At 61.8% G+C, this 24228-nt stretch carries 16 protein-coding genes; 12 read left to right on the top strand and 4 right to left on the bottom strand.

What is annotated here, in order from left to right; all coding sequences use genetic code 11:
• Positions 1-45: 45 nt before the first annotated feature.
• Together BT199_RS11635 and BT199_RS11625 are read right to left on the bottom strand one after the other, a co-directional pair.
• Positions 46-1776 carry a hypothetical protein gene (locus BT199_RS11635; protein WP_175556210.1) on the bottom strand — a complete coding sequence of 577 codons (1731 nt, stop codon included), beginning with the start codon at positions 1774-1776 and terminating at the stop codon, positions 46-48.
• 24 nt (positions 1777-1800) lie between these two features.
• Positions 1801-5169: a calcium-binding protein gene (locus BT199_RS11625; protein WP_072434519.1), complete on the bottom strand. Its 3369-nt coding sequence runs from the start codon at positions 5167-5169 to the stop codon at positions 1801-1803.
• A 161-nt stretch (positions 5170-5330) separates the two neighbouring features.
• Between BT199_RS11625 and BT199_RS11620 the strand changes: the two genes are divergently transcribed.
• Both BT199_RS11620 and BT199_RS11615 read left to right on the top strand, forming a co-directional pair.
• Entirely contained in the window at positions 5331-6764 is a 1434-nt protein-coding gene (locus tag BT199_RS11620) for a MocR-like pyridoxine biosynthesis transcription factor PdxR (protein WP_014718321.1), read from the top strand.
• Positions 6765-6848: 84 nt separating this feature from the next.
• Complete coding sequence (locus tag BT199_RS11615) at positions 6849-7250, top strand: cupin domain-containing protein (protein WP_019820196.1); 402 nt, start codon at positions 6849-6851, stop codon at positions 7248-7250.
• A 127-nt stretch (positions 7251-7377) separates the two neighbouring features.
• Here BT199_RS11615 and BT199_RS11610 read toward each other — a convergent pair whose 3' ends face one another.
• The gene (locus BT199_RS11610) at positions 7378-8007 is read right to left on the bottom strand and encodes a DNA-3-methyladenine glycosylase I (protein ID WP_019820197.1); all 630 of its coding nucleotides are present in this window, start codon (positions 8005-8007) and stop codon (positions 7378-7380) included.
• 215 nt (positions 8008-8222) lie between these two features.
• On the opposite strand from BT199_RS11610, the gene BT199_RS11605 reads away from it, so the two are divergent.
• From BT199_RS11605 to BT199_RS11595, 3 genes are all read left to right on the top strand, one after another.
• Positions 8223-9548 (top strand): C4-dicarboxylate transporter DctA, encoded by a 1326-nt coding sequence (locus BT199_RS11605; protein ID WP_172832684.1) that lies wholly within the window; start codon positions 8223-8225, stop codon positions 9546-9548.
• Between the two features lie 158 nt (positions 9549-9706).
• Positions 9707-10408, top strand: coding sequence for a FadR/GntR family transcriptional regulator (locus BT199_RS11600; RefSeq protein ID WP_014718317.1), 702 nt, complete (start codon positions 9707-9709; stop codon positions 10406-10408).
• 16 nt (positions 10409-10424) lie between these two features.
• On the top strand, positions 10425-11111 hold the full coding sequence (locus BT199_RS11595) for a GntR family transcriptional regulator (protein WP_014718316.1): 687 nt from the start codon (positions 10425-10427) through the stop codon (positions 11109-11111).
• A gap of 183 nt (positions 11112-11294) precedes the next feature.
• Here BT199_RS11595 and BT199_RS11590 read toward each other — a convergent pair whose 3' ends face one another.
• Positions 11295-16163, bottom strand: coding sequence for an NAD-glutamate dehydrogenase (locus BT199_RS11590; protein ID WP_072434518.1), 4869 nt, complete (start codon positions 16161-16163; stop codon positions 11295-11297).
• A 482-nt stretch (positions 16164-16645) separates the two neighbouring features.
• Between BT199_RS11590 and BT199_RS11585 the strand changes: the two genes are divergently transcribed.
• The 7 genes from BT199_RS11585 to BT199_RS11555 all read left to right on the top strand — a co-directional run bounded on the left by BT199_RS11585 (position 16646) and on the right by BT199_RS11555 (position 24108).
• Positions 16646-16999, top strand: coding sequence for a hypothetical protein (locus BT199_RS11585; protein ID WP_003190803.1), 354 nt, complete (start codon positions 16646-16648; stop codon positions 16997-16999).
• A gap of 266 nt (positions 17000-17265) precedes the next feature.
• Positions 17266-18225 (top strand): AAA family ATPase, encoded by a 960-nt coding sequence (locus BT199_RS11580; protein ID WP_032892134.1) that lies wholly within the window; start codon positions 17266-17268, stop codon positions 18223-18225.
• 5 nt (positions 18226-18230) lie between these two features.
• Complete coding sequence (locus BT199_RS11575) at positions 18231-19163, top strand: DUF58 domain-containing protein (protein WP_072434517.1); 933 nt, start codon at positions 18231-18233, stop codon at positions 19161-19163.
• Complete coding sequence (locus tag BT199_RS11570) at positions 19160-19654, top strand: DUF4381 domain-containing protein (protein ID WP_003190798.1); 495 nt, start codon at positions 19160-19162, stop codon at positions 19652-19654. The genes BT199_RS11575 and BT199_RS11570 overlap by 4 nt, the downstream gene beginning before the upstream one ends.
• On the top strand, positions 19647-20735 hold the full coding sequence (locus BT199_RS11565; protein WP_019820200.1) for a vWA domain-containing protein: 1089 nt from the start codon (positions 19647-19649) through the stop codon (positions 20733-20735). Before BT199_RS11570 ends, BT199_RS11565 begins: the two co-directional genes overlap by 8 nt.
• Complete coding sequence (locus BT199_RS11560) at positions 20732-22471, top strand: tetratricopeptide repeat protein (protein ID WP_072434516.1); 1740 nt, start codon at positions 20732-20734, stop codon at positions 22469-22471. The genes BT199_RS11565 and BT199_RS11560 overlap by 4 nt, the downstream gene beginning before the upstream one ends.
• Positions 22468-24108, top strand: coding sequence for a BatD family protein (locus BT199_RS11555; RefSeq protein WP_019820202.1), 1641 nt, complete (start codon positions 22468-22470; stop codon positions 24106-24108). The genes BT199_RS11560 and BT199_RS11555 overlap by 4 nt, the downstream gene beginning before the upstream one ends.
• Positions 24109-24228: the final 120 nt, after the last annotated feature.

Below are 24228 nucleotides of genomic sequence, written 5' to 3'. Positions count from 1 at the left end.
AGGCGCCATCGGTGGCAGACGGGGCTGAGCCGTCTGCCATCAGACTCAGACTCGCACGCCGCTCATATCGATCTTGAATAGCACCAGTTTGCCGTCTGGCAGGGTCGCGCCAATCACCTTGAACAGCCGCTGACGGTCCAGCGCATCCGCTACCTGTTGCCTGGCCCCTGGATCACTGCGGTCCAACTTCTTCAACACGCGTCTAACCCAGCCATCCTCCATCTGGAAATGCTCATAGACCCTCTGCATGCTGACATTGCGCGGTTTGGCATGCTTGACCTCAAGCACGTAGACATCGCCCGCGGGCCCTTTGAACACCAGATCGAAACCGTTTTGACCGCCACCGTAGGTTCCACCAGGGATGATTTGATAGCCATCATTGACCAGTAGTGCGCGGTACATCTTCTCATTGGCAAGCCCACGGCCCTTTGCATCCTGAATACTCAGCGTCTTCCAATGATCAAACAACGCTATTTCATCCGCGCGCCTTTGCCGATGGGGATAATGAAACTGGTCGTTGGCGGCCACTGCGTCGACATTGAACGAGCCCTCACGGCGTACCGCAACGGTGGCCATGCCTTGAAACGGATCAAACTGCACAATGCCCATGGGTAGAGCGAGGCCGTCGGCCTTGGCCTGTATCCCCTGTAACAGCCGACCATAGGGATAACCGTGGGTCCAGATATGCGTATCAATCTTGCGATCTTGCAGGTGCGCGGGTGCATTGCGGATAGCCGGGTTATCGAATGCAATCATCTGCCGCGCATACTGGCGCATGTAGCAGTACGTTTGCCTGTCCTGCGTCGACATCACCCCCTGGCTCATATCACTGGTAACAGTGGTGTAGCCCAGAACCTTGCGGGCCGCGCGAATGATGGCGCCGATGCTGCCCAAGCGCATCTCGGGCACCCACGAAGCACGGCTGCCACCGGTATCCAGGTAAACACCCGGCGCATGGCTGTGTGCATTGGGAATCATCTGGTATTTATTTCTCGTGCTATCAAGATCGACGCGAACCACTACGCCCCCCACCTCCAGATAGCTGGCGATTGAGTCACCAGAGATCTGAATGATGCCGTCTTCGGTGATGGCCCCGCTTTGCTGCCACACTCCACGCGCGTCAGGTACGTAAAGTTTGTTATCGCCCGCTTTGAAGGATGCCAACGAGAACCGGGCATCGCCGTAGTAGCTCTGCCCGCCCATGACGTACTGTCTTTTCCCCTGGATAGCCGGCCCCGTCGTTGCGCCCCCACCTCGTGCATCGTAAAGCTGCAGATCCAACCGTGGATCCCGCGGCACGGCGGCGGCCATCGGCATCGACACCGATGCACTGGCATGAGCCGCCGTCGTCACGCCGGTCCAGGTCCAAGTGCCCCCCACTCTGCTGACAGCAGATGGGCTGGCCGCCAGTTGATGAGCCAAACGCGGGTGATAAGTGCCGCTGGCCGGGTGATAGTCCACTTGCACTGTCTGCCCGGTATCCAGATCAATGTAACTGCGGCCGGCAGCCTGACGAATACCCTCGGCATTTGCGGGCCCAAGCGCATCGCCCATTACCCACACTGCCTGCGGCGGCAGCGGCCCAGGCAGATCCAGCGCACTTATGTGCGCGACCCCAAGCGCGTCGCCGTGCCCGGTGCGCTGCACGCCTTGATTCACAGGTTGAAGGGAAGGAACCAGACGACCATAGTCCCTGACCATGACGGTGTCGGCACCCAAGCCGATACGTGAGGGTGATACATGCGCGGTCCTGGGTGATTGAGGTTTTTGCTGCATAAAAAATCCCTTTTCAATGATCTATCAAACTGAATCGGCGCCGATAAACCGCAGTTGCGCAGACGTCACAGTGCGCTGGGGATCAGCGTCCGCTCCCCAGCAATCGCGACCTGCATCGTAATGAATGCCTGACACCGTACCGTCCTCCAGCTCAAGGCCGACGATACGCAACTGACGCACCATCACGGTCGTCCACTGGCGAGAACGGCGCAGCGCACCCAGTACCTCATCGATGCTCGAATAACGGCAAGCATCCAGTTGCACGAGGCAGATCGCGCCCAGGTCCTGGCGAATGTCGTACTGCTCGCCCTGCAGGGTGTGTACGCTGACCTGTTCCAGCGGTATCGAAGGGTCTGTCACGGGAGGCAGCAACACTGTCACGCTGCCAATGGTCAACGTGTCGTTGATCAGGGCGATATGCGCCCGCTCAATCAACTCGCCAAAACCGGCGGTATTGATCCGCCAGAACGACGCGTCCGCCGTTTTGGCCAACGCCCCCGGCGTGGACAGGGCAATCGTTGAGCCTGCGCTGGGCACGACCTCGTAGGTCGATGAGCGCCCCATCAGCGCATAAGGCCTCTGGTAATGGGGCGGTACAGGAATAACGACTTTCTGTTGCACCGATTGCAACCAGATGCCCTTGGCGCTGTGCGGTCGAAAAAACCCGTGCACGCCGGGCTTTTCTATCAAGGCAGAGCTGCCGTCGAAGGTCTTGAACCCGGGCGAGGCACGGTCTTGGATATAGGATTGCTGGGCCGCCTGCACGCGGTATGAGACGCCGTCATTCATGACCAGCACGAATCGGCAGTCCAGCGTCAAAGCCACCGCGATGATGTTTGAGGTCACGTTGGTGCGCGCCGAAGAACGATCGCTGGCATAGTGGGCGAGGACCAATTGGCTGCCGTCGGTGAACCTGATGGTCAATCTCACGTCGCTGTAGGTCAGCGAATCGAAGTGTCCCCTCCTGCGCAGGGTCACGCGGTAGTGGGCCAAGGCCTGGAGAATTTCCCGCGACGAATAGTCCACGTACAGCACGCACGCGGTGGTGTCGCCCTTGAGGCGAACATCGAGCACCTTTGCACCTGGCCCGCGTTCGACGAACCCACGCGTAGAACGCCCATGAGGCACCACGAACGTGCCGGCGCCCAACACCTTGTCCAGGCTGACGTCCTGGCCGCCCGCTCTCACGGCAACGGTGACGTTAGTGTCCTCGCTGCCCATCAACACCGGTTCAAGGATCGGCTCAAGCGTATAGCCGTCCTCCGTGAGAAACAGCAGGTTGTGCTTGTTCAAGCGGCGCTGCTCATCACTGGACGTATAGAGCTGCTCAAGCTTGATGACTTGCTCCGGCAGTTCGCCGTCCACGCCCCTCCACGCCACGATGACCAGCGCACAGCCCTGGATACGCCAACTGCTGATAGACGCCAACGGCCAGCGCATCTCAATCACAGAGCCCTCGGCCCAGTCCTGCTCATGCAATGTCACCGCGCCAGGGTTGCTGGCAATCACATAACGGTCCTTGCCCGCCCCACCGTCCACCCAGGCGCCAGCGCCCAGCACAATCACTGTATCGTTGCCCTCTGCGGCTTCGATCCGATCGTTGTGACCGGCGGCGACCAGGGTATTGGCCTGTGCTGAACCCTTGAGATGGCTGGCAAGCCCGGTTGGGGTGTAGATATTTTCTATCGAGTCCAGGCTGATCGAAGGATAAGGCGGCGACTTGTCGATATCCTTGCGCCGCACCACAGTGCCCGCCTGCAGGTCGATGGCATAACCAGCCGTCCCGTCCTCATAAATTGTCGAGTTGGCCAGGTAAAGCGTATCGCTGCCCTCCTCGCCACGCAGCTCGCTGGCCGGGCTATTCGCATCGGTTTCGTCCAGTATGGCCGTCGGCATGTCATACCTGAACAGGTCGTTCCTGGCGCCCCCGGTGAGCTGTTTGTGGCCTTCACCGAAGCGGAAAATGTTCGGGTTGCCAGTCGAACCTTTGACCTTGTCATTACCTCCCCCCAGTTGCCAGAGCACAGCCGCATCCACGGCAGTACTCTCAAACACCGCACCCGGCAGACGGTCAACCGGGGTATTGGACGCATCGACTTCATCATCTTGGTCAATCACCGTGGGCTCTGTGGTATCGATGTACGGATCTTCACCCTCGGCCTCGTTCCAGCGGCGCTTCCAATGGCGGACTGGCCTCAACCGCACCTCAAACCCGCCATTGACCACCGCCTGCACGGTGCCTTTGAGCGCGCCTTTAAGCCAGGCATCGGCCTGCTCCTCCAGTTGCTGCGCATACTGTTGTTCCATCCGGGCCACGACGTACCGATCGCGTATGGCCCTCTCCTGCTCCTTGCCTTGAAAGGCCAACCAGCCCGCGTGCAGGCGCTCGAAGATACTCAGTTCGATGTAATCATCAATGTCATCCACCTGACGAACCGCAGCATAGAGTTGCGTGCCAAAGATCAGTACGGCAGCGGCGGCAATGCCCAGCGGGCCGGCCACGCTGAACCCGGCCAACGCAGCGGCACTCAGGGCCACAGCCACGCTGGCGCTCACAATACTGAAGCCGGCATTGACGTAATGGTCCATGGCTTCCTTGCCGGTACTCTTCGCTGCCTTGGCGAACGACTCCTTGGCATTGAGATAATCAAAGGGCAACGTCAGCACCAACGCAAACAGGCTGGCCCCCCGTCGCAGGGCCTGGCCAAGGCAACTGGTGCTGAAACCTGCAAATACCTTGCGACCGTTTTCCAGCAGCCGTCTGCCGAATTTTTCCAGCGCCAGCTCCAGTGCAGCCCCTGTGAGGTTGGCCAATAACTCAGCGCCGGTGACCACCGACCTATTGATGTCGCCGGTTTTGATCGCCTCGGCCAAGGCGCTGATTGCGCTGTAATACCCGTAAGCTGCAAGCCCCGCGCCCATGACCGCCAGGCTTCGGCTTTTCTTCGGCTCGACCCAGCGAGGCATTCCCTCCAACTGCGCCGCTTGGTTGAGATTGGTTTTCTGTACTGAACGCAACAGGTTATCGAGCTTGCCGACTGCACCAGGATGTTCGTCTCCCGGCTTCGCCAACAGCAGAGGTGGTGCCTGTAGCGAACGCAATGCCGCGAACTCGAATAACAGCGCGGCACTGTTGTCACTGACCGAGTCATTCCTGCGCAGACACCGATGCAGTCTGGATGCCGAGAATCGGATCGCATCAAGCAGCGTCTGGTCTGCTTCGCGTACCGCTAGGTGATGGGCCTTTACCGGTTTTCCCGCCATATAGGCCCCCATGGCGGCAAGGTCTCTACGCTGCACAGTCAGCTCGCCCACAACCAATGGCCCCAGGCTCTGATCCAGGGCAAGCAATGCTGCTTGCCTTTTTTTCGCAGGTGTTTCGATTGTCGCCATGCGTCCGCCTCCCTATGCCACGACGTAAACAGGGATAGTGGCGGCCAACAGGACCCAGGCAACGGTAGATGCTTATGCGTACCGGCAATTGACGCACAGATAGTTTGAGCCCATAGCGCAAGCGAGTAATCTTGGCGCGGAGTGAAGCCTTGGGATGAAACATGGAACTGCACGTGGTAATCAATGGCCGCAAGGACCTGGCCGAACAGCTCTACCAGCAGTTGCGCGAAGCCATCGCCACCGGGCGGCTGTCGGCAGGCGCACAGCTGCCCCCCAGCCGACTGCTCGCCGAACAACTGGGCATCTCGCGCAAGACCGTGTCGGACACCTACGCCACCTTGACCTACGAGGGCCTGCTGATTGGCAAGATCGGCCGCGGTACTTTCGTCAATGCCTGGGCGCCACAGCCCGACCGCGTGCAAACCGCCACCGACCTGGCGTGTGCCGCCAACCTGGGCAAATGGGCGGCACTGCCCTCACCCATGGGCCACCCCGCCCGCGAGGAGATCCTGCGCTACGAATTTATCGGTGGCGCGACGACACGCCACCAATTCCCACAGGATGAATGGCGGCGTTGCACCCAGGATGCGTTGCGTCGCATCGCCCAGAACAGTGGTTTTTACAGCCAGCCAGAAGGCGTGCCCGCCCTGCGCGATGCCATCGCCGGGCATATCGCGTTTTCCCGTGGGGTCAAATGCGGCGCCCGCGATATCGTAGTCACCAACGGCGCACAGCAGGCGCTGGACCTGCTTGCCCGCGTGGTGCTTGAGCCCGGCAGCCTGGTCGCGATGGAAGACCCCGGCTATAGCCCCGCACGCCAATTGTTCGTCGCGATGGGCGCCCGCGTCGCCAGTGTTGCCGTCGACGAACAGGGCCTGCAGGTCGACCAGATCCCGGATGGCACGCGCCTGATCTATGTGACGCCGTCCCACCAGTTCCCCCTCGGCATGCCCATGAGCCAGGCGCGGCGCGAGGCCCTGCTGGACCGCGCCATTGCGCTCGGCGCGATCATCATCGAAGACGATTACGACAGCGAATTCCGCTACGAAGGCCGCCCCACCGACTCCCTGCAAAGCATGGATACCCGAGGCGTGGTCACCTACGTCGGCACCTTTTCCAAAACCCTGTCGCCGGAGTTGCGCCTGGGCTACGCGGTGCTGCCGCCGGCCATTTATGGTGCGGTGCTCAAGGCCAAGCAATTGACCGACCAGCACAGCGCTACCTTGCCGCAGTGGGCACTGGCCAAGTTCATCAGCGAAGGCTACCTGCTCAAGCATATTCGCCGCTGTCACGGGGTCTACGCGGGGCGTCGCGAACGCATCCTGCAGCGTCTGGCGGGCGATCTGTCGCCGTGGTTCGAGGCAGTACCGACGGTGGCGGGCTTTCACCTGGCGGCCCTGTGCAAGGTGCCGGTGAATATTCCATTGCTGATGGAACGGGCGCGCCAGGTTGAGGTGGGTTTATATCCCTTGGACGTGTTTTTTCACGACAAACCGGTGCGCTCGGGGCTGATTCTGGGGTTCGGCGCCATCGAGACCCTGGACATCGACCCGGCGCTGGACAAGGTCCGCGATATTCTGCTGCAGATTGGCTAGGCAGTTTTCCGGCGCATTGGTCATTGGTGGCAAGCCGTCGGCGGCGTAGGGTGAAGCGGTCTTTCACCCGATGGAACCCTCATCATGAAACGCTTATTCGCTGCCACCCTGATGCTCGCCTCCCTCAGTGCATTTGCCCACGACCCGGTCTACAACAAGGAAACGCTCAAGGTGCTGCAAGAGCACGCCTTGACCAACGTGCCGGGCAAGAAAACCATCATGCTCACCGTGGACTACGCCCCCGGCCAGGCCACCGTGCCCCACAGCCACACCGGCACCGCCGTGGCTTATGTGCTCGAAGGCGAGATCACCTCGCGGGTCAATGATGAAAAGGCGATCACCTACAAAGCCGGGCAATCGTTCTACGAACCGGCCGGCTCGCGGCATTTTGAGTCAAGCAATGCCAGCCAGACCCAACCGGCCAAGCTGCTGGTGGTGATGGTGCTGGATGACAAGGCTGAGGTACTTACCCCACTTCCCAAGTAATCAGCAACACCACAAAACCCATGTGGGAGCTGGCTTGCCTGCGATAGCGGTGGACCAGCCAGCTCATCTTTTACTGGCCCACCGTTATCGCAGGCAAGCCAGCTCCCACAGTTTTAACCGTATCTGGTCAGGGACGTTTGAACAGGTTGCGCTGGTGTTCAATGCGCGGCCGGCACTCGCAACCCTCCAAGTGATCATTGACCATCCCCATCGCCTGCATCAACGCATACATCGTGGTCGGGCCGACGAAGGTCCAGCCGCGTTTCTTCAGGGCCTTGGACAAGCGCACCGAAGCCGCTGAGGTCGGATTGGCCGTCCAGTAAGCCATGTCCACCACTGCCGGCCGCTCTTGCGCGCCGGGTTCGAACGCCCACAGCCAGCGCGCCAGCGAACCGGTCTCCTCCACCAGCTCACAGGCCCGGCGTGCGTTGTTGATGGCCGAGATGATTTTCGCCCGATTGCGCACGATGCCCGGCTCGCTCATCAACCGCTCGATGTCCGTCTCGCCGTACTGCGCCACCCGGCGAAAATCAAAACCCTCGAACGCCTGCCGAAAGTTTTCGCGCTTGCGCAGGATGGTGATCCACGCCATCCCCGCCTGAAACCCCTCCAGGCAGATCTTCTCGTACAGCGCGATGTCATCCGCCACCGGCACACCCCACTCGTGGTCGTGGTAATGCAGGTACGCAGGCGCTGCAGTGCGCCAGGCGCAATACATGCGCCCTGCTTCGTCGGTTGTCAGCCCTGATTGATCCATCCATCACCTCGTATGCCCAAGGCGATGATACGCAAAAAAAATTAATCCCCGCCAACCGCTCAAGCATCGTACTTACCGACCAACTGGTCAGACCGGGACCTGCCAACCGCCAAATATTTACTTGTGATTTGAAAAAACCCGAGCGTAGACTGGCCCCGCACTGGACTTACCGGTAAGACCACAACAATTAAGCCCTGGAACCACCAGGGCACCGAATAGAGATCCCTCCCATGCTCAGATGGTGCTCGCGTTCGATTTTCCTGCAAGTCGTGATTGGCCTGATACTCGGCATCGTCTGCGGCCTGGCCCTTCCCGAATTCTCCTCGCAACTCAAACCTTTGGGTGACGGCTTTATCAAGCTGATCAAAATGCTGATCGGCCTGATCGTGTTCTGCGTAGTGGTCAGCGGTATTTCCGGCGCGGGCGACTTGAAGAAGGTCGGACGCATCGGCCTCAAGTCGGTGATCTATTTTGAGATGCTGACCACCGTCGCCCTGGTGCTCGGCCTGATCATGGCCTTCAGCACCGGCATCGGCAGCGGCGCCAATATTCACCTGGAGCAACTCTCTTCCGCCGGTTTGAATGAACTGGCGGACAAGGGCCAGCACATCCGCGGCACAAGCCAGTTTCTGATGGAGTTGATCCCCAACTCGGTAGTCGGCGCCTTTGCCGATAATAACGTGCTGCAAGTGCTGTTGTTTTCGGTGTTGTTCGGCAGCGCGCTGAACCTGGTGGGCGAAGCGGCCAGCGGGATTTCGCGACTGATCAACGAATTGAGCCATGTGATCTTCCGCATCATGGGCATGATCGTGCGCCTGGCGCCGATTGGCGTATTCGGTGCCATTGCGTTCACCACCAGCACCTATGGCCTCGATTCACTGCAACACCTGGGCAGCCTGGTGGGGCTTTTCTACCTGACCTGTTTTGCCTTTGTGGCGGTGATCCTCGGGCTGGTGATGCGCCTGTCGGGCCTGCGCATGTTGCCGCTGCTCAAGTACCTGCGCGAAGAACTGCTGATCGTGATGGGCACCGCGTCGTCCGACGCGGTGTTGCCGCAGATCATGCGTAAACTGGAACACCTGGGCATCGGCAGCTCCACCGTGGGCCTGGTGATTCCCACCGGCTATTCGTTCAACCTCGACGGTTTTTCCATCTACCTGACCCTGGCTATCGTGTTTATCGCCAACGCCACCGGCACACCGCTGTCGATGACCGACTTGCTGACCATCCTCCTGGTATCGTTGATCACCTCCAAGGGCGCCCATGGCATTCCAGGCTCGGCATTGGTGATTCTGGCGGCAACGCTCACAGCGATTCCGGCGATTCCGGTGGTCGGCCTGGTGTTGGTGCTGGCCGTGGACTGGTTCATGGGCATCGGCCGTGCGCTGACCAACCTGATCGGCAACTGCGTGGCCACCGTGGCGATTGCACGCTGGGAAAAAGACATTGATATCCAGCGCGCCAACAAGGTGCTCGACGGCCAGCAAGGCTATGCCTTCCAGGCCAAGAAGCCGGTACTGCCGGCGCATCAGGAGTTCTAGGACAACACCCATCCAATGTGGGAGCTGGCTTGCCTGCGATAGCGGTGGGTCAGCGTCAACTGTAGTGCCTGACACTCAGTCATCGCAGGCAAGCCAGCTCCCACTTTGGACCTTCGCCAGACTGAATACTGTATGAGCAATATCAAGGAGCCTTCGACGTGATCAGCACTTCAACCGTCGTCAATTCAGTGGTAGAAAAACTGCGCGCCGCCTTGGCGCGAGGCCAGTGGCGCCGCGGTGAAATGCTGCCCGGTCAACGCGAACTGGCCGAACAGCTAGGTATCAGCCGCCCGAGCCTGCGCGAAGCGGTAATCGTGCTGGAGACCCTCGGCCTGGTGCGCTCCATGCCCGGCAAAGGCGTGGTCGTGCTGGAAACCAGCGTCAGCGAGCCGCAATCGAGCGACGCCGTGGCCGATGCCAGCCTCGAGGACATCCTGCAACTGCGCTACACCCTCGAACCCTTCATCGTCGGCCTGGTGGCCCAGTCCATCAGCAGCAAGGAAATCGGCCAACTGCGCCTGACCCTGATGGACATGCGCGAGGCCCTCGATGCCGGCGATGCCGAAGCCGGCATGAACGCCTATATCGACTTCCATGAAGAATTGTTCGCCCTGACCTCCAACCCGATCTTCCAGAACGTGGTGCAGCAAACCAGCACCGCGCTCAAACAAAGCGCCCAGGTACTGCGCAACTCGCCTGAACACCTGGCCGAACGCCTGCAAGAGAACGAGGCCGTGGTACGCGCCATCCGCAACAAGAACAGCGCCCTGGCCAGTGCCGAAATGCGTCGGCACATCCTGCAGGAAGGCCTGCGCATGGGCATTCGCTTGAATATCCCGGACGACCATCTGGGCAGTTGATTTTCGGAGACCGGCCATGAACGCTCACGCCCTGCAACGCGACTCCACCCTCACGTCCCTACGCTGGACGCCCGAAAAAAAGCCCTCGGTGGACGATATCTACCCACGCTTGTTCGACGCCATTCTTGAGCAACGCATTGCGCCCGCCAGCCGCTTCACCGAAGAAGGCCTGGGCGAACTCTTTGGCGTGAGCCGCAGCGTGATTCGCCGAGTGCTCGCCAAGCTGTCCCATCAGCAAGTGGTCATCCTGCGCCCCAACCAGCGCGCCCAGGTCGCCGCGCCGGATGCCCAGCACACACGGCAGATTCTGGAAGCACGGCGTCTGACCGAAATGACCGTGGTGCAACTGGCCTGCGCCCAAGCCACAGCGATGCAGATTCGCCAACTGCGCGAGCTGATTGCACAGGAGCGCGACGCCATTGAGCGTGACCAGCGGGGGCCGGCGATCCGGTTTTCGGGAGAGTTTCATCTGCAACTGGCGCACATGGCAGGCAATGCGCCGTTGGCGCAGTTTCTCAACAGCCTGGTGCCGTTGACGTCGTTGATCATTGCGCAATTTGAAGTAAAAGCCTGCACCTATTGCGCGTGGCAGGAGCATGTGGCGATTGTGGATGCCGTGGAACAGCGCGACGCTCACACGGCCGTCGCCCTGATGACCCAGCACCTGGATCACCTGGAAACCCGACTACTCAAACACCACTGACTTCAAGTGAGTAAAGTTAAAACTGTGGGAGCTGGCTTGCCTGCGATAGCGGTGTACCAGTGACCAAATGATTGACTGACCCGCCGCTATCGCAGGCAAGCCAGCTCCCACATTGATCGCATTCCAGATCAAACAAAAAGCCCCCGCATCTCACGATACGGGGGCCTTTGGTTTAGCGAGGCATCAAGCCGGTTGCAACACCGACTGGCCACTCAACGCCAGGTCCAGCAACTCACGGTTGGCCACCGCGTACATGGCGTAGTCCGTGCCCACTGCGGCACGAATTTCCACCATCATGGCACGCCAGCGATCCGCCATGTCCTGATGCTGCTCAAGCCACAGGGCCACGCGGGCTTCCATGTCTTGTGGCGCATCGGCCATTTGCAGGACCGAAATGGTGATCGCCCGTTGCTGCCAGTCCACGTCGTCGCGGAAGGCTTCGCGGGCCTGGGCTTGCCAGTTGTTGGCCACTGGCAGATCGCTGATTTGCTGCAGGTACCAAGGCAGGTCCAGGGCGCTGCCGACGGCGAAGTAGGCCTTGGCCACTTCGGCGGCGTCATGCCCGGTCACGTCGGCGGCTTCGATGATCGGCAGCAAGGTGTACAGGTGGGTAGTGCCTGCAACCATGCGCGCCAACAACTCTGGTACGCCGGCCTGGGTATAGGCCTGGTAGCGGTTCTGCCAGCCTTCGCGGGTCGGGCCTTCCAGCAGTTCGTCGAGCTTGAGGCCCAGCGCCGCCAGGTGCGGACCGAAGTGCGCGGTGTCGCGCCCGGCGTCTTGCTCGTTGCGACGGCTGCGCAAGAACCAGCGCGTAGCACGACGGCCCAGGCGCATCAGTTCATCCATGAGCTCCAGTTGCACGTCAGCGGAAACCTGGTGGTCCAGGGCTTCAATCTGACGGAACCAGTGCGGGAGATGGAAGATGTCCCGCACGATCACATACGCGCCCGCCACGTTCGCTGGGCTCATACCGGTCGACTCTTTGAGTCGCTGCACGAAGGTGATGCCCATGTGGTTGACCAGGTCGTTGGCGATCTGGGTGCTGACGATCTCGCGCTTCAGACGATGGCGACGCATGGCTTCGCCGAACTTGGCCACCAGGCTCGGTGGGAACGCGGTCTCCATGTCACGGGTCAGGTACTCGTCATCCGGTACCAGCGACTTGAGCAACGCTTCCTTGAGGTCGATCTTGCTGTACGAGATCAGTACCGACAGTTCCGGGCGGGTCAGGCCCTTGCCGGCAGAGGCGCGTTCAGTAAGCTGTTCCTCGGTCGGCAGGTACTCGATGGCACGGTCCAGCTTGCCACGGCCTTCCAGGTCGCTCATCAGGCGCTTGTACTCGGCAGCACGCTCGTAAGCCTTGCGCGCAGCCAGGGACAGGGCCTGGGTCTGCTTGTAGTTGTTGCCCAACACCAGGTTGCCAACTTCGTCGGTCATGCTCGCCAGCAACTGGTTGCGCTGCTTGTCGGTCATGTCACCGGCCTGCACCACTTCGTTGAGCAGGATCTTGATGTTCACTTCGTGGTCGGAGCAATCTACGCCACCGGCGTTGTCGATGAAGTCGGTGTTGGAACCGCCGCCATTGAGGCCGAATTCCACACGGCCCAGTTGGGTCATGCCCAGGTTGCCGCCCTCGCCCACCACCTTGCAGCGCAGTTCGTTGCCGTTCACGCGCAGCGCGTCGTTGGCCTTGTCGCCCACGTCGGCATGGCTTTCGGTGCTGGCCTTGACGTAGGTACCGATACCGCCGTTCCACAACAGGTCCACCGGCGCCTTGAGCAAGGCGTTGAGCAGTTCGGTCGGGGTCAGCTTGTCGGCCTGGATGTCGAAGCGTTCTTTCATCTGTGGCGAGATGGCAATGCTTTTCGCGCTGCGCGAGAAGATACCGCCACCTTCGGACATGATGCTGGTGTCGTAGTCGGTCCAGGCCGAACGCGGCAGTTCGAACAAACGCTTGCGCTCGACGAAGCTGGTGGCCGGGTTCGGGTTCGGGTCGACGAAGATATGCAGATGGTTGAAGGCTGCGACCAGTTGCAGTTTGTCCGACATCAACAAGCCGTTACCGAACACGTCACCGGCCATATCGCCGACGCCTACCACAGTGATGCTGTCTTCCTGCACGTTGATGCCGCGCTCACGGAAGTGACGCTGTACACCTACCCATGCGCCCTTGGCGGTGATGCCCATTTTCTTGTGGTCGTAACCAGCCGAACCACCGGAGGCGAACGCATCGCCCAGCCAGAAGCCATAGTCGATGGCAATGCCGTTGGCGATGTCGGAGAAGGTTGCAGTGCCCTTGTCCGCCGCTACCACCAGGTACGGGTCATCGTCGTCATGACGCACGACGTTGGCCGGCGGCACCAGGGCGCCGTCTTTCAGGTTGTCGGTGATGTCCAACAGGCCGGAGATGAAGATGCGGTAGCAGGCGATGCCTTCGGCCGCGATCTCGTCCCGGCTGCCGCCCAATGGCAGGCGACGCGGCAGGAAGCCGCCCTTGGCGCCCACCGGCACGATTACCGAGTTCTTCACTTGCTGGGCTTTTACCAGGCCAAGCACTTCGGTGCGGAAGTCTTCTTCACGGTCAGACCAGCGCAGGCCGCCACGAGCGACGTTGCCGAAGCGCAGGTGCACGCCCTCGACCCGTGGCGAGTACACGAAGATTTCAAACTTCGGCACTGGCTTGGGCAGCTCGGGGATGGCACGCGGGTCGAACTTGAAGCTGAAGTACGACTTGTTCTGGCCGTTGGCATCGGTCTGGTAGAAGTTGGTGCGCAGGGTGGCCTTGATCAGGTCCAGGTAGCGACGCAGGATGCGGTCTTCGTTGAGCACCTGAACGTCGTCCAGAGCCGTGAGAATCGCTTGTTCCAGGCGTTGCTGCTTGTCTTCCAGGTCGTCGGCAGTGAGCTTGCGCGCCAGGTAGAAGCGGGTCTTGAACAGCCGGGTCAACTCGCGGGCGATGTCGGTGTGGTTGTTCAGGGTGCTGGCGATGTAACCCAGGTCGAAGCCCAGGCGAATCTGCTTCAGGTAACGGGCATAGGCACGCAGCAGCGCCACGTCGCGCCATGGCAGGCCGGCGGTGAGGACCAGGCGGTTGAACGCATCGTTCTCGGCATCGCCATGCACGATGTGCACGAACGCATCCTGCAGGGTGTCGTTGAGCTGCTGGATATCCAGGTTCACGCCTTCGGCGGCGATGAACGCAAAGTCATGAATCCAGAACTCCCGGCCATTGGCATGACGCAGGCGATACGGAAACTCGCCCAGCACGCGCAGGCCGAGGTTTTCCAGGATCGGCAGTACGTCGGACAGCGCCAGCGGGGTGTCAGCGTGGTAGAGCTTGCAATGCAGCTCACGCTGGCCGGAGACCTGGCCCAGCGGCTGATAGAAGCTCATCACCAGCGGGTTGGCTTCGGTCAGGCTGTTGAGGTGCTGCATGTCGACCACAGCCGAATGCGCAGCGAAACGCTCGCGGTAGCCGGCCGGGAAGCCCTTAGGGAAGTCCGCCAGCACGTTGGTGCCCTGGGCTTCGCCGAAGCTTTCCACGACCAGACTGGCGTAGTCGTCCTGCCAGCTGCGGCAGGCCTGCACCACTTCTTTTTCCAGTTGCAGCGGGTCGATGTCCAGGCGATTCTTCGGGTCAACTCGCAGAATCAGTTGCACACGGGCAAGGACGGACTCGGAGAAGAAGGTCCAGAACTCGCAGTCCGAGGCCTTCAGACGGTCCATCAGCACTTGCTGGATCTTCTGGCGCACTTCGGTGGAGTAGATGTCGCGTGGCACGTACGCCAGGCAGTAGCAGAAACGACCGTAGGGGTCTTTGCGCAGGAACACGCGGATCTTGTTGCGTTCCTGGATCTGCACGATTGACATCACGGTGCTGAACAGCTCGTCGACTGGAGTCTGGAACAGGTCGTCACGGGGCAATACTTCCACCACCTGGGCAAGCTCTTTACCCAGGTGCGCCTTGGCCTGGAAGCCCGAACGACGTTCGATTTCCGCGACCTTGCGACGAATGTACGGAATCACTCGCACGCTTTCGCCGTACACCGAGGAGGTGTACAGGCCCATGAAACGGTGTTCCTTGATGACCTTGCCGTCGGCGCTGATCTCGCGGATCGACACGTAGTCAGGGTAGGCCGGACGGTGCACGCGGCTTGGGTGGGCGGCCTTGGCGAACGACAGTACGGTCGGCTCGCGCAGGTAGGCCACCGCGTAGTCCTCGATGCGCAGGTCTTCGGCGGTGAGGCCGGCGCGCAGCAGCTTGGTCAGACCGAGGAAGGAGCTGGCGTCATATTCGATATGACCGCCGTCCGCCTCGTCACGTACCACGAACTCTTCGTAGCCCAGGAAGGTGAAGTGGTTGCCCACCAGCCATTCGAGGAAGTTCTTGATCTCGGCTTTTTCTTCGCCGTCGATGGCGAACGCGCTGGCGTCGATACCGGCGAGCAGGTCCTGGACCTTGGCTTTCATCGGTTCGAAATCGGCCACGGCTACGCGCACTTCGCCCAGTACCTGCTCAAGCTCTTTGCTCAGCACGTTCAGTTCGGCGGCGTTGGCGCAGCGGTCGATCTCCAGGTACATCAGCGATTCTTGCAGGATGCCGTCGCCCTGGGTGCCCTTGGGCAGGATTTCCAGCAGCTCGCCCTTGTTGCCACGACGCACGCTGAGCACGGTGGTTTGCAAGGTATGGATGCTGTAGCCACGGCGATTCAGCTCGGTGCGTACCGAGTCGACCAGAAAGGGCAGGTCATGGTGCAGCACTTCGACCGCAGTATGCGTCGATTGCCAGCCATGACGCTCATAATCGGGGTTGTAGACCCGCACTTGCGGTTGGGTGTGATCAAAGCGCTCAAGCAGGCGCCAGGCAGACAGGGTGCAACCGGCCAGGTCGGAAAGGCGACGCTGGGTCAGTTCGTCCAGAGAAATGATGCCGAAGAATTGCTCAGCGAACAGCGCCACTTGTGGCAGTGCCTGTTCGCTGATGTGCTGCGCCAGTGCCGCTTGCAGTTGGTGCTGGAAGTCGGCCTTGCTGGCTGCGGTGAAGAACGCCATCTGTGGTACTCCGCTTGGGCTTGTTATTGATGAAAGCGTCGCGTGTTATCCCCTTGCGGGGAGACCGTCAGCTCTGTTCGCTGGTGTGCTGACAAGCACCTTAAACGAATCAGGGTGACAGGTGGGTGAAGCTGGACAGGACAGTCAGGTCACATACAACTTCCATACGGCATGCCGTTGGCCAGATGACGATACGACGGGCAGGTCAGGCGCCTGGCACAGGGCACATCCGTTGCGCAGCTTAACGAGTGTAGGAAGAACGCTGCTTGCGACGCTGCGACATATTCGGTCATCGGTAAGCAGGGTGTCGGTTGCAACTTGGGCAACCTCGGATTTTCGGTAGAAAATCTTGCTACTTTGCACACCATCAGTACCAGAAATGACCGATCCGGCCCGTCAGGTCATGCACAAGTTCCGACACAGGATGAAGCACAAAATTCGCCGCAGTGGCACAATTGCCCTCCCCAACACAGGATTGCCCCATGCTGCAGCTGAAAACCGACGCCCTGATGGCCACTCCGTGCGACGACGAAGAAGACAACATGGCCATGCTTTGCTGTCACGGCAAGAACGGCGAAATGTTCATGCTCACCCGTTACCCGGATGAAGATGAAGTGGAGCTGACCTGGGATTACGAGCCTTCGACCCTCGATGGGCTGAAAGTGACGTTGGGCGACACCACCTTATTGATCGAACTGGCGGCCGGCGATGCAGATGCCTTGGGCGGCAAGGACCAGTTGGAGATCACCCACAGCACCGCTGCGGCAGACATGGCCGAAGTGCAGGAAACGCTGCAGAACATCCTCACAGGCACCGGCACTTTCATTCGGATCTGAATGCACCGAAGACCCCACGTGGGAGCTGGCTTGCCTGCAATGCAGGCGGTGGGGTCTTTCAGCCAGACCGAGTTGAGGCCATCGCAGGCAAGCCAGCTCCCACAGTGACCGTGCTTTACCAGCCCAGACGCTTGCTATCCCATGGGTTTTGCTAAAAATACCCATCAAGCCGTTAGTCGCCGCACCCCGCGATGCATTAAAGTAAACGCCCCAGGCCCGGTGTTCTGTCACAAAACCCAGGCTCATCTTTCCAGGAACCGTCATCGATGGAACATCGTGAAGCGCTGCTTGCGCTGCGAACCTTTCTTTCTACGCAGATTCTCGGCCAGGAAAAACTCATCGATCGCCTGCTGATCGCCCTGCTCGCCGACGGCCATATGCTGGTCGAAGGCGCACCGGGGCTGGCCAAGACCAAGGCGATCAAGGAGTTGGCCGAAGGGATCGAAGCGCAGTTCCATCGTATTCAGTTCACCCCCGACCTGCTGCCCGCCGACATCACCGGCACTGAGATCTATCGCCCGGAAACCGGCAGTTTCGTATTCCAGCAGGGGCCGATCTTCCACAATCTGGTACTGGCCGACGAAATCAACCGTGCCCCGGCCAAGGTCCAGTCGGCCTTGCTGGAGGCGATGGCCGAGCGTCAGGTCAGCGTAGGCCGCAGCACCTATGAGCTGTCGCCGCTGTTTTTGGTGATGGCCACGCAGAACCCCATCGAACAGGAAGGCACCTACCCGCTGCCCGAAGCGCAGCTCGACCGGTTCCTGATGCACGTCAAGATCGGCTTCCCGGACGCCGCCGTCGAGCGCCGCATCCTGCAGCAAGCCCGCGGCGAAGCACTCAATGGCGAAACCAAGCCCGAGCGGCGCGTCAGCCAACAGGCGATCTTTGCCGCCCGCAAGGAAATCCTCGGCCTGTACATGGCTGATGCCGTGGAGGAATACCTGGTGCAACTGGTGATGGCCACGCGCACCCCGTCCAAATTCGACCCGGAAATGGCCGAGTGGATCGCCTATGGCGCCAGCCCCCGTGGTTCCATCGCCCTGGACCGTTGCGCCCGTGCCCATGCCTGGCTGGCTGGCCGCGATTTTGTCAGCCCCGAAGATATCCAGGCGGTGCTGTTCGACGTGCTGCGTCACCGCATCATCCTGTCGTTCGAGGCCGAAGCCGCCGGTGTCGACCAGGACCGCGTGGTGCAACGCATTCTCGACGTCGTTGCCGTCGCTTGAAGTCGATGAACGCAAGCGATGGTATCCGCGTAACCCTCAGTGAATTGATTGAGATGCGCCACCGCGTGCGTGAGGTGCAGTTGTTCTCCATGCCTGGCCAGCGTAGCCCGCTGGTGGGCCTGCATCACTCCAAGCTGCGCGGGCGTGGCGTCGATTTCGACCAGGTGCGCGTGTACCAGGCCGGCGACGACGTGCGCACCATCGACTGGCGCGTGACGGCGCGTACCCAGGAGCCGCACACCAAGCTGTTCCACGAAGAGCGCGAACGGCCGATTTTCATCATGGTCGAGCAAAGTTGCCGGCTGTTTTTCGGCTCGGGGCAAATGTTCAAGTCGGTGCTCGCCGCCCAGGCCGCCAGCCTGATCGGCTGGGCCGCCCTGGGCCATAACGACCGGGTGGGCGGGCTGGTGTTCGGCGACAATGAGCACTACGAGATCAAGCCACGGCGCAGCAAGCAAAGCCTATTGCAACTGCTTAACCGGCTGGTGCGGGTCAACCAGAGCCTGGATACCGAGCGTCAGCCGGAAGCGGATGCCCTGGGCATGGCCTTGCGCCGTGGCCGCGAGGTACTGCGCCCGGGCAGCCTGGTGGTGGTGATCTGTGATGAACGCGCCCTCACCGAAGGCGCCGAGCAACAGCTGAGCCTGCTGGCGCGCCATTGCGACCTGCTGTTGTTGCCAATCTCCGACCCGTTGGACCACGCCCTGCCCGCCGCCGGGCTGCTGCGTTTCGCACAAAGAGGTGCGCAACTGGAACTGGACACACTGAACATCGACCTGCGCCAGGCCTACAAGGCCCAGGCCGAAGCGCGTATCGCCCGCTGGGAACTGCTCGCGCAGAAGCTGCGGCTTTTGTTGATGCCCTTGAGCACCCAGAGTGAAATGGTCGAGCAACTGCGCGAATACCTCAACCCGCAACGCCCGGTTAAAAAACCATGAGCAGCCTGGACCAACTGCAACCGCTGATCGCCCCGCCCGCCATTGGCTTCTGGCCACCTGCGCCGGGCTGGTGGCTGTTGCTGCTGGTGATCCCACTGCTCGGTTGGGGCTTGTGGTGGCTGCGTCGTTTCCTGCCGGCCCGCCGCCCCGTGGCCCGTGCCGAACAACCGCTGGACCCGTTGCGTATCGCCGCCCTGGCCGAGTTGGCGTTGATGCCCAAGCCCTACGACGGAGCGCCAGCGGGCGCCTGGTTGCAGCAACTCAACGGCCTGCTCAAGCGCCTGTGCCGTAACGACTACCCTTATAGCCAGAGCCACACCCTCAACGGGCGCAAATGGCTGGCCTTCCTGGATAACCGCTGCCCCGCCGCCGGCCTGACGCGCTGGATGGTGTTGGTGGAAGGCGCCTACAAGCCCGAATGCAAGCTCGACGACAAAGCCATCGCCGGTCTTACCCAAGCCGTCGACACCTGGATTCGCAAACATGTTTGAGTTCGCCTGGCCGTGGATCTTCGCCCTGTTGCCACTGCCCTGGATCATGCGCCTGGTGCTGCCCGTGGCCGACAGCGGCGAACCGGCGCTCAAAGTCAGTTACCTCAGTGACCTGGAAGGCTTGGCCCGCCGTCGTGCCCGGGTCAACCTGCCCGGCTGGCGCCAGCAAGCCCCATTCGTGGTGCTGTGGCTGCTGCTGTTGACCGCCGCCGCCCGCCCGCAATGGCTGGGCGAACCCTTGCCGATTGCTGCCAGCGGCCGGGATTTGCTGGTGGCGGTGGATGTCTCCGGCTCCATGGACTTTCCCGACATGCATTGGCAGGACGAAGACGTCAGCCGCCTGGCCCTGGTCAAGCACCTGCTGGGAGACTTTCTGGAGGAGCGTGAAGGTGACCGCGTGGGCCTGATCCTGTTCGGCAGCCAAGCCTACCTGCAAGCGCCCCTGACCTTTGACCGCCGCACCGTGCGCACCTGGCTGGATGAAGCGCGCATCGGCATTGCCGGCAAGAACACCGCCATCGGCGACGCCATCGGCCTGGCCCTCAAGCGTCTGCGCCAACGCCCGGCGCAAAGCCGTGTGCTGATCCTGGTCACCGACGGCGCCAACAACGCCGGGCAGATCGACCCGTTGACCGCCGCGCGCCTGGCTGCCGAGGAAGGCGTAAAAATCTACCCCATCGGCATCGGTGCCGACCCCGAGCAAACCGGCTCCCTGGGCATCCTTGGCGTAAACCCGAGCCTGGACCTCGACGAACCGGCGCTCAAGGCACTGGCCGAGGCCACCGGCGGCCAGTATTTCCGCGCCCGGGACGGCGAGGAACTGCTAAAGATCAAGGACACCCTCGACACCCTTGAACCCGTGGAGCAACAACCCACCCAGGCCCGCCCGGCTCAGGCGCTATACAGCGGCCCATTGGCCTTGGCGTTGGTGTTGAGCCTGTTGCTGGTGATCCAGGAACGCTGGCCGAACAACGCTTTGCAACGAGCCTTCAATAGGCTATCGAGCAGGGGCATCTTTTTGCAGCAACACCCTGAATGGCGCCAGCGCCTACAGCGCCTGCGCTTGCGGAGGCGTCGATGATCGCGCTGTGGCCGCACTGGTTGCGCCCCTGGTGGCTATTGCTGCTGCCCCTGCTTGGCTGGTTGCTGTGGCAGCTATGGCATCGGCAAAAGCGCGCCGGGCGCTGGCAGATGATCCTGCCGCCGGCGTTCCATGCCGAGTTGCTCAGTGGTGGCAATGGCCGCGAGAGTAAATCGCCATGGGTGGTGCTCGGCATCGCCTGGCTGTTGGCCGTGCTCGCGTTGCTGGGCCCCAGTTGGCAACGGGTTGAACAGGCCAGCCAGAAACCTTCCGACCCCCTGGTGGTGCTGCTGGAACTGACCCCGGAAATGCTCGCCACCGACAGCCCGCCCAACCGCCTGGAACAGGCGCGGCGCAAGCTGTATGACTTGCTGCAAGCACGCACCGATGCGCAAACAGCCATCATCGTGTATGCCGGCAGCGCCCATACCTTGGTGCCGCTGTCCGATGACCTGGCTACCAGCCGCAACCTGTTGGAAGCCCTGCGCCCATCGATCATGCCCGAGCCCGGCCATCGTGCCGATCTGGGCGTGGAAAAAGCCCTGGGCCTGCTCAAGCAAGGCGGTCTCGGCCAGGGGCGCCTGCTGCTGATCGGTTCCTCACTGTCCAAACAAGAGCGCCAAGGCATCCGCCTGCAACTGCAAAGTGCCCAGGCTCCAACGTTGTCGATCCTCGGCATCGGCAGTCGCGAAGGCACGCCGGTGACGCAGGAGAGCGGCGAATTCCTCAAGGACGACCAGGGCGCGATCCTTGTGCCGCGTCTCGACAGCCCGACCCTCAAGGCGTTCGCCAGCGAAATGGGCGGCCGCTACCGTGCGGCACGCCTGGATGACAAGGACCTGCGCCAACTCGGCATGCTCGACAGCGCTCAAGCCCTGCGCGACGACGGCCAACGGCTGCGCCTGGACAGCTGGGCCGACCAGGGTTACTGGCTGCTCTTGCCGTTGTTGCTGCTGGCCGCGTGCGCCGGGCGTCGCGGCTGGCTGTTCTGCCTGCCCTTGTTGCTGATGGGCGCGCCGCAACCCAGCTACGCCTTTGGGCTGCAGGACCTGTGGCTGCGCCCCGACCAACAAGGCCAGTACCTGCTCAAGCACAAACGCCCGGCCGAAGCCGCCGAACACTTCCAGGACCCGCAATGGCAAGGCGTGGCGCTGTATGAAGCCGGCAATTACGCCGAGGCCATCAAGCGGTTTGCCCAAGGCAGCGACGCCTATTCTCACTACAACCGCGGCAATGCCCTGGCCAAGGCCGGTGAACTTGAAGCGGCCATTGATGCGTATGAACAAGCCCTGGAAGCCCAGCCCGATTTGCAGCCCGCGCTGAAAAACAAAGCCCTGGTTGAAGCGCTGATGCAGGAGCAAGCGCAGCCCGAGCCGGACCCGCCCGCAAAAAACGCAGATGACGAAACCGCCCAACCCGGCCAAACTGCGCAACCGGGCACCAGCGCGCAAACGGCCCAGGGCGGCGAGCAATCGTCCCACGGCCAGGGCGAAGCCGGCACGGGTGAGACCCAGGCCAACGCCCCGCCACAGGCCGGTGGCAATGAAGTGCCAGGCAGCGAACTGGGTGACGAGCAAACCACCACGCCGCCACTGCGCCCTGCCGACACGCGCCTGGAAGGCGAGCGCCGCCAAGCGCTGGAGCAATGGTTGCAGGAAATCCCGGACAACCCCGGCGAGCTGTTGCGCCGCAAATTCTGGTACGAACAGCAACAACATCAGGACACCACTCGATGAGCCGCCGCACTACCCTTTTGCTCCTGCTCGCGTTGTCGGCAGGCCACGCCCAGGCGGCGGACCTGGTCGCCAGCGTAGACCGCAGCCGCCTCAACTCCGGGGAAACGGTGGAGCTGACGGTACAATCCAGTGATGTAACCCAGTTTGGCAAACCGGACCTGTCGCCCCTGGACGCGCAGTTCGAAGTCAGCGGCACCCGCCAGATCAACCAACTCACCACGCTGGACGGCGACAACCACGCCACCACCCGCTGGATCATCACCCTGTTGCCCAAGGTAAACGGCAACGTGGTGATCCCGCCGCTGCAGGTGGGCGCACTCAAGACCCAGCCGATCACCCTGCAAGTGGTGGAAAGCGCCAGCCAGAACACCAGCGCCGAACTGGCCCCGGTGTTCATCGAAGCCAGCCTCGACCAGACCAGCGTGTACGTGCAGGCCCAGGCCCTGTTGACCGTGCGCGTCTACCACTCGGTGTCGCTGTATGACGACAGCAGCCTCACGCCCTTGCAGATACCGGATGCACGTGTCGAACAACTGGGCGAATCACGCACCTATGAAAAGGTCATCAACAGCATTCGCCATGGCGTGATCGAAACCCGCTACGCCCTCTACCCGCAACACAGCGGCGCTGTGGTGATTCCGGCGCAGACCTTCAGCGCTACCCTGGTGGAATCGCGACCGCCCCAGGAAAACACCCTGCAGGGCACCAAGCCGGGCAAGATGATTCACGTTAGCTCAGCGCCCCTGCCCTTGACGGTCAAACCCAAACCGGACGCCTACCCCGCCGACACCCCCTGGTTGCCCGCGCGCAGCCTGACCTTGAGCGAAGGCTGGAACCCCACGCCGGACCACGTGCAAGTCGGCGACTCTCTGACCCGCAGCCTTACCGTGGAGGCCGAAGGCCTGTCCAGCGCACAACTGCCGGCGCTGCCCGGCACCGAGGTCAACGGCCTGCGCCGCTACCCCGACCAACCAGTGATGGCTAACCGTACCAGCGACCGCGGGCTGACCGGCAGCCGTGAAGACCGCGAAGCCCTGGTGCCGACCCGCGCCGGCGAACTGGAACTGCCCGCCGTGGAAGTGGTGTGGTGGAACACTCACGAAGATCATCTGGAACGCACCAGCCTGCCGGCGCGCACCGTGCACGTGGCGGTGAACCCCAGCCTGGTGGTGGACACACCGGCGACACCGACGATCATCACCGCCCCCGACGATGACCGCCTGTGGCTGTGGCAACTGAGCACACTGATACTGGCCTGCACCACCCTGCTGGGCTTTGGCCTGTGGTGGCGCGCACGCCGGCAACCGGCGGTACAACGCGCCGCGCAAACCGGTCCCAGCCCACGCACCCTGCTCGACGACCTCAAGCGCGCCACCCAGGCCAACGACCCCCACGCCACCCGCCAGGCCCTCGACGCCTGGGCGCGGCAACAACCCGAAACCCTGGCCGACATGGCCGCACGGTTTGTGCCGCTGTCAGATGCCCTGGATGGCCTGAATGGCGCGCTGTACAGCGAAAGCGGTCAATACTGGTTGGGTGATGACCTGTGGCGAGCGATCAAAGCCATCCCCGTGGCCGAACGCGAGCAAGACCCGGCCACCGACACCACCAGCTTGCCGCCGCTCTACCCCAAGTAACCCCCGAGCCTGCTCGTTCCCACGCTCTGCGTGGGAATGCCGCCCCGGACGCTCCGCGTCCAGGTTTTACGCCCTGTGCAACGGTGACGCAGAGCGTCACGGGATGCATTACCACGCAGA

Source organism: Pseudomonas sp. NFR02 (assembly GCF_900119375.1).
GTDB classification, from domain to species: Bacteria; Pseudomonadota; Gammaproteobacteria; order Pseudomonadales; family Pseudomonadaceae; genus Aquipseudomonas; species Aquipseudomonas paracarnis.
The sequence above is the reverse complement of the archived record's forward strand: the minus strand, read 5'-3'. Positions and strand labels throughout refer to the sequence as shown.

What these genes read in the sequence shown, in the direction of transcription:
- BT199_RS11580 (WP_032892134.1), top strand. Translation starts at nt 17,266, where the DNA reads ATGGAACATCGTGAAGCGCTGCTTGCGCTGCGAACCTTTCTTTCTACG.
- BT199_RS11585 (WP_003190803.1), top strand. Translation starts at nt 16,646, where the DNA reads ATGCTGCAGCTGAAAACCGACGCCCTGATGGCCACTCCGTGCGACGAC.
- BT199_RS11625 (WP_072434519.1), bottom strand. Translation starts at nt 5,169, where the DNA reads ATGGCGACAATCGAAACACCTGCGAAAAAAAGGCAAGCAGCATTGCTT.
- BT199_RS11560 (WP_072434516.1), top strand. Translation starts at nt 20,732, where the DNA reads ATGATCGCGCTGTGGCCGCACTGGTTGCGCCCCTGGTGGCTATTGCTG.
- BT199_RS11610 (WP_019820197.1), bottom strand. Translation starts at nt 8,007, where the DNA reads ATGGATCAATCAGGGCTGACAACCGACGAAGCAGGGCGCATGTATTGC.
- BT199_RS11620 (WP_014718321.1), top strand. Translation starts at nt 5,331, where the DNA reads ATGGAACTGCACGTGGTAATCAATGGCCGCAAGGACCTGGCCGAACAG.
- BT199_RS11565 (WP_019820200.1), top strand. Translation starts at nt 19,647, where the DNA reads ATGTTTGAGTTCGCCTGGCCGTGGATCTTCGCCCTGTTGCCACTGCCC.
- BT199_RS11555 (WP_019820202.1), top strand. Translation starts at nt 22,468, where the DNA reads ATGAGCCGCCGCACTACCCTTTTGCTCCTGCTCGCGTTGTCGGCAGGC.
- BT199_RS11635 (WP_175556210.1), bottom strand. Translation starts at nt 1,776, where the DNA reads ATGCAGCAAAAACCTCAATCACCCAGGACCGCGCATGTATCACCCTCA.
- BT199_RS11570 (WP_003190798.1), top strand. Translation starts at nt 19,160, where the DNA reads ATGAGCAGCCTGGACCAACTGCAACCGCTGATCGCCCCGCCCGCCATT.
- BT199_RS11615 (WP_019820196.1), top strand. Translation starts at nt 6,849, where the DNA reads ATGAAACGCTTATTCGCTGCCACCCTGATGCTCGCCTCCCTCAGTGCA.
- BT199_RS11590 (WP_072434518.1), bottom strand. Translation starts at nt 16,163, where the DNA reads ATGGCGTTCTTCACCGCAGCCAGCAAGGCCGACTTCCAGCACCAACTG.
- BT199_RS11575 (WP_072434517.1), top strand. Translation starts at nt 18,231, where the DNA reads ATGAACGCAAGCGATGGTATCCGCGTAACCCTCAGTGAATTGATTGAG.
- BT199_RS11595 (WP_014718316.1), top strand. Translation starts at nt 10,425, where the DNA reads ATGAACGCTCACGCCCTGCAACGCGACTCCACCCTCACGTCCCTACGC.